The sequence below is a fragment of the Enterococcus sp. CWB-B31 genome (assembly GCF_020567645.1).
Classification (GTDB): domain Bacteria; phylum Bacillota; class Bacilli; order Lactobacillales; family Enterococcaceae; genus Enterococcus_L.
Genome location: NZ_JAJDJW010000013.1, coordinates 90,432 through 96,632 on the forward strand (window position 1 = coordinate 90,432; position 6,201 = coordinate 96,632).

At 36.4% G+C, this 6,201-nt stretch carries 6 protein-coding genes; 1 reads left to right on the forward strand and 5 read right to left on the reverse strand.

Annotated features, from left to right (window positions below; genetic code table 11):
- Positions 1-9: 9 nt before the first annotated feature.
- From rpsA to LI954_RS11955, 5 genes are all read right to left on the reverse strand, one after another.
- Complete coding sequence (gene rpsA / locus LI954_RS11935; protein ID WP_202066181.1) at positions 10-1,221, reverse strand: 30S ribosomal protein S1; 1,212 nt, start codon at positions 1,219-1,221, stop codon at positions 10-12.
- Positions 1,222-1,339: 118 nt separating this feature from the next.
- Positions 1,340-2,011 carry a (d)CMP kinase gene (gene cmk, locus LI954_RS11940; protein WP_202066179.1) on the reverse strand — a complete coding sequence of 224 codons (672 nt, stop codon included), beginning with the start codon at positions 2,009-2,011 and terminating at the stop codon, positions 1,340-1,342.
- Between the two features lie 152 nt (positions 2,012-2,163).
- Positions 2,164-2,694, reverse strand: coding sequence for an SAG1386/EF1546 family surface-associated protein (locus tag LI954_RS11945; RefSeq protein ID WP_202066177.1), 531 nt, complete (start codon positions 2,692-2,694; stop codon positions 2,164-2,166).
- Positions 2,695-2,767: 73 nt separating this feature from the next.
- The gene (locus LI954_RS11950) at positions 2,768-4,210 is read right to left on the reverse strand and encodes a RecQ family ATP-dependent DNA helicase (RefSeq protein ID WP_229444583.1); all 1,443 of its coding nucleotides are present in this window, start codon (positions 4,208-4,210) and stop codon (positions 2,768-2,770) included.
- Complete coding sequence (locus LI954_RS11955) at positions 4,161-5,252, reverse strand: helix-turn-helix domain-containing protein (protein WP_229444584.1); 1,092 nt, start codon at positions 5,250-5,252, stop codon at positions 4,161-4,163. The genes LI954_RS11950 and LI954_RS11955 overlap by 50 nt, the downstream gene beginning before the upstream one ends.
- A gap of 43 nt (positions 5,253-5,295) precedes the next feature.
- Here LI954_RS11955 and LI954_RS11960 point away from each other — a divergent pair, with 43 nt between their 5' ends.
- Positions 5,296-5,520: a ferredoxin gene (locus LI954_RS11960; protein WP_229444585.1), complete on the forward strand. Its 225-nt coding sequence runs from the start codon at positions 5,296-5,298 to the stop codon at positions 5,518-5,520.
- Positions 5,521-6,201: the final 681 nt, after the last annotated feature.

A 6,201-nucleotide genomic window follows, 5' to 3' on the forward strand; every position in this document is an offset into this window, starting at 1 on the left:
ATTTCACTATTACTCGTCCTCTGTCTCCTGAGCTTTTAATTGATCACCAAGTATATCTCCCATGGTGAAGCCAGTATTTTCTTCAGGTAATTCATATTCCTGTACTTCTTTAGGCTCTTCCTGCATTTCAGGTTTCGCTTCTAATGCTTTAATACTCAAAGCTATACGATGCTCCTCTTCATTTACATCGAGCACCTTCACTTTAATTTCGTCACCTTCATGTAAAACTTCATGTGGTGTTGCAATGTGTTTGTGAGAAATTTGAGAAATATGAACAAGTCCTTCCACACCTGGGAATACTTCAACAAATCCGCCAAAGCTTGTCAAACGTTTTACAATTCCATCAAGAACAGCACCCACAGGAGCTTTTTCTTCAATATCTGTCCAAGGTCCAGGCAGCGTTTCTTTGATGGATAATGAAATACGTTCTTCATCAGGAGTGATTGAAAGAATTTTAACTTTCACTTCGTCTCCTACATTCAGTACATCGCTTGGTTTATCAACATGATGATGAGCGATTTCTGAAACGTGAACCAGACCGTCAATTCCGCCTAAATCAACAAATGCACCAAAATCAGTTAATCTTGCAATTTTCCCGTCTACAACATCTCCGTCATGCAGATCAGCAAGAATTTCTTTTTTGTGTTCTTCCTTCTCTGCTTCAACTACAGCTTTATGAGATAGAATCAACCGATTCTCAGAAGGTTCAATTTCAATAATTTTGAATCTCATTGTTTTTCCTTTATATTCAGAAAAATCATCGACAAAATGATCTTCGACCATTGAAGCCGGTACGAATCCTCGTACCCCAACATCAACAACCAAGCCCCCTTTTACAACGTTTGTAATCGGTGCTTCAATAATTTTGCCTGCCTGGAAATCTGTTTCGATCTCTTCCCAAACTTTTTTTGCATCTAAACGGCGCTTAGACAATAGATAACTGCCGTTCTCTTTATCTTTGCCAATTGAAGTAATAACAACCAAGTCCAGAATATCATGTACTTTTACTAAATCATTGATATCCTCTACCTGAGAAGTAGAAAGTTCTTTCGCAGGTACAACACCTTCAACACCCGCTCCCTCAATTCCGACAATTACCTGTTTGTCTTCAATTGCAAGAACCTCGCCTTTAACGATATCCCCCACGTTAACTTCCTGAACGCTATTCATTGCGTCTTCCATTGTTTCATTGCTGTTTTCTACTAGATTATCTTCTGTCATGAATACTTATCCTCCTATGCCAACAAAAATTCGTAAAAAAAGTCTCGTTTCTCTAATATTAAGGGATTTGGAGGAAAAAATAAAGCGATTTCTCTTAAATAATCATATTTTATTGATTCTAATTCGCTTTTTCACGAATAATCGACTCAATTCGTTCAACTACCTGCGAGATTGACATTCCAGTTGTATCAATTCGTACTGCATCTGCCGCCTGAACCAGCGGAGAAACTTCTCTTGTTGAATCAATCTCATCTCGACGTTCGATTTCTTTTTTTAATGTCTCGAGATCTGTAGCAATCCCTTTTTCAACATTCTCTTTGTATCGTCTTTGTGCTCGTTCTTCTGCACTGGCAACAAGAAATATTTTCACTTCAGCATGCGGCAGTACAGTTGTTCCGATATCCCGACCATCCATTACGATACCACCCTTTTTGCCAATGTCCTGTTGGAGCTCAACTAGTTTTTCACGAACTTCGCGGTGTGCTGAAACGACTGAAACGGAGTTGGTAACATCTGGCTGGCGAATCAAATCGGTCACATTTTGCTGATCAATAAAAACCAGCTGACCATTCTCCTCCTGCTTAAAGGAAATTGTGTGTGTTGAAAGCAATTCGCATAATTTAGTGCCGTTATCTATTGTTACATTGTTAATAAGAGCCAGATACGTCAGAGAGCGGTACATCGCCCCTGTATCACAATAAATATAGTTTAATTTTTTTGCCAATATTTTTGCTACTGTACTTTTCCCTGATGATGCCGGACCATCAATTGCAATACTTATTTTTTTCATTTTTCTCTCCATTCCTGCCGACTGAAAAAAATATTCTTTATTATTTCAGACTTTTTTTAATATTATGCAGAAACAACCATTTCTGCTCAATCAACTGTTCATTTTTCTCTCAAAAAAACCGGGACAATAAAACCTTGTCCCAGTTTTTACTTTTATTGCACACGTAATGAATCACCGGGATGAATAATCGCATCTGCGCTTAATCCGTTCAGTTCCATTAATTGTTCAACAGTTATTCCGTTTCTCTCAGCAACCTGCTTAAATCCTTCTCCAGCAAATACCTCTGTATATAATGGTTCGACTGTATCAACAGTTGGTGTATCTGTTTGTTCGCCTTCACCTGAAGGTGCTGTACTTTCCGCCGGAGCCTCAGAAGATTGCACACTTGATTCTGCCGGAGGCGCTGTAGTCGTACTTTGTTCTGTTGATGACACTACTATTGAGGAGGAAGGTGTTGTTCCATTGCTGCTTGGTTTATCTCTTGCTACCCACCAATAAGTCCCTATAGGCAAAGCAATAATCAATAATAATAAGATAACCAAAATAGTTAAAAAGACGGTATTTCCTTTTCTATGCTGTCTCTTTTCAATTCTTGAATGCCCATTGTCTTCCTTAGTGTCATAAATCGATTGTTCCCAAGGTTCACGTGCTTCAGATTTCTTATATTTATCTTTTTTACTCACTCTATTTCCTCCTAAAATCATATCGTTTGCTATTATAACACAGCTTCCTCGGATCTGCTGAGATAAAGTTAAATTATTCATTAACTTTAAATAATCTTATTAATATTTCCTGCCATCCAGACTCAGTATTTGCAGGGGATTCAGACAATTTCTGATCATTTTCAGCAGTTGGAAATTCCAGTCCGCAGTTGTCACAGCAGCTATCTTTTTGACCGACTTTTCCTTTTTCAGAAAAGTAATCCATTACAAATATCCTTCTACAGTTTTTCGTCTGAATGTATTCAAGCATCTGATGAAGCTGATACTGTCTCTCTATTCTTTTTTCAATTAGTCGTTTTCTTAATTGATCAAATGTATATGAACCATTCAGATACCCTTCCAGCCATTTTTGTTGAATCTCACTTAATGAGTTGAAAAGTCCTTCAGAGAAATCCATTTCTGACTGAACAAGCCGTTGCAGTATTTTTAACTCCTCAGTTACTTCATTTTGAAAAAAATGATGAATAAATTCATCTCCGTGCCTATATAAAAGAACAGCCTGACTTGACATTCCGTCTCTTCCGGCCCGACCAATTTCCTGAACATAATTTTCAAGACTTGCAGAACAATCATAATGAAGTATCAGCCGGATATCCGGTTTATCTATTCCCATTCCAAATGCATTGGTTGCACAAAGCAGCTGAATATCATTATCAACAAACTGCTGTTGGATTTTTCCTCTTTCAGCAGTTGGAAGTCCTCCATGATAAAATGCTGTTCTGATTCCCAACTTTTCATTTATCAAGCAGCTGATTCTCTCCGTCGTTTTTCTGGAGGTACAATAAATAATCCCGCTTTGGTTAAACTTATCCAGAAATTCAAAAAGTACAGCATCTTTATCTTCTGTTATCTCCACGCTTAATGAAATATTATTTCTATTTACCGAATAAAAATATTGTTGGATTTCTATATTTTCTTGAAACAAGTGCTGCCTGATTTCTTCTTTTACACTGTCTGAAGCTGTTGCTGTTAATGCCAGAGTCAAAGGAAATCCTAAGATTTTTAACACGTCTTTTATTTTAACATATTCTGGTCTAAAATCCACTCCCCATTGAGACACACAATGTGCTTCATCAATTACAAAAAGAGCCAGCTTCATTTGTTTTAGTTTTTGCATTACCGATTCATTCATCAATGATTCCGGACTGATAAACAAATATTTGTAATCTGAAAGACGACCTGATACATGTTTCTTTTCGCTATATGATAGAGAGCTGTTAAAGGCAATCACTCTTCGTTCTCCTGATTTTTGTAATTGTCTCACCTGATCATCCATCAAGGAAATTAAAGGAGAAACAACAAGTACAGTTCCTTCAAGCATCCTTCCTGCAAACTGATAGCAGAGCGACTTTCCTGTACCTGTCGGTAGTACGGCAAAGGTGTTCTTTTGCTGCAACAGCGAAGAAATAATCTCCTCTTGGCCTTCTCTAAAGTTCGAAAACCCGAATTCCAGATTTAGTATTTTTTTTAAATCCATATCGATTCCCACGTTCTTTATGTAATGTTAAAATCTGAGCCATTCGATAGCTGAAGTAATCCAAATCAGGCAGTTCTTCTTTTACTGATGTGTAGCTCCATTCCTGACAAGCTGCAGGTAAAGCTTTAAAAAAATGAATATGTTGAATTGACAACAATTGTTCAAACGAATACATTGGATTCTGAATTGCCAGCTCCAGAAGATGATCATTTATTGTACTCTGCTTCATCTGACGTATTTCACAGATTTTTTCAGAAGAATTTCCGGAAAGCAATAACTTCTTTGTCTCCAGCATACTTTGATTATTGGCAGCTTCCACTTCATCAAGCACAACTTTTTTTAGCATGACGACCTTATCAGTTGATTCAATAACTCTAAAAAAGTGATGACAAGCATTTCTTCTTACTAATTCCGATTTAAAGGCAGGATATAAATCAACTACTTGCTGCTCAGCCTTCCCATTCCAGCGATAACCAGAAAATTGCAAAGCGAAAAATTGACTCTCTTCATTAGATAACTGATCAAACACCAGTAACAGCTCCTCTCTTACTCGGTTGCCAATTGTATTCCTGTCATTATTCTTGAGAAGCTGCTTCATTTTCCATTGATAATAGGGAGAGGATTCCAAAGGAGAATAAGTATTATTTTGATAAGAAAGATTAGAGGTTACCTGAACAAAAAATTGAATCAGCCGCCAGATTTTGTTATCGATTTTGCCATATCTGTAACTATTCAGCCATTGACTTTCTTTTTCTGCCTGCAAGCTGTATTTTTGTATACAATCTCTTCCTTTTTCAGTGATAACCGCTTCCAAATTTTCTTGTTGAAGGCTTAAAAATCCTTCTGCAACTAACTTTTGAAGAGTCGCTTGAAATTCTTCCTCTGTCAGTTCAGGAAACAGTTGAAAGAAAATTAAATTTTCATATAAAAATCCATTCATTAAAACAGAAATAGTTCGTTTCCCTTTTAAAAGATGAAAAAGGGTTGATATCTTTATCTTGTATCCCTGCTTGAATAAGGATAAAATGAATAGAGTTGTCATAGTGATCAGCCTCTCCAATAAATAAGATAGGACGTGTGATTCTTTGAAGTGTAGAATTATCCCCGATAAATGTATTGCCTGCGGACTTTGCCAAATTTATGCTCCTTCTGTTTTTGATTATACAGAAGAAGGCATTGTTCTTTTTAAAAATGAGCCGCAGCAGCTTGAAATAAATGTTTCAAACACAGACCAGGCTACTCTGGACGCCGTGATCAAAGCTTACCGCAAATGTCCTGTTCGTGCAATAGAGATTGAAAAAAAAGACTGACATTTGTCCATATAATTTGCTTAATAGACTTACTTGTATTCATAGATTTAAGAAATTTGACAGTCTTTTTCTTCTTCATTAAATAAAGAGGACTCAATTAGAATTGTTTTCAGCTAAATAATTATATTTCTATGCTTCGACCAACTGAGACCGCTGCTGAATAAGTAAATTACTGATAATTCTCTGCTGCTCATCACTATTTATTTCAAGCTCAATGGTTCGTTTTACTGACCATAGCTTCCAAATTCTGCATGATTTCCACCTTGAATTTCTTCAAAAGAATTGACTCAGGCAACTATTCTTTCGCTTCGGAAAATTTTTCCTGATTTAATACACTATCATTTATTTTATCAAAGTATTGCATACCCTCTTGCTAGCTTACCAATGAAGCACTAAACATTCATATCAAGATATTAGAATGTGTCCTCTATAGGCTTGAATCATACACTAATACGAAGATGCGCATCTTTTTAACTGCGGATTTAATCAAGATAAAATAACAATTAAAGAAGATAATGAATGCAAGATACGCCCTCCATCTATCATCTTTATAAAATCCGCAAATTTTATAATCAAGTTAGCCACCTAAAAAATAAAAAAACATCCTAGTGAAAAATCGTGTATTATTGAGGTTCCAACACCAATCAATAAGGAGACTTTTCACTATGACTTATACACATT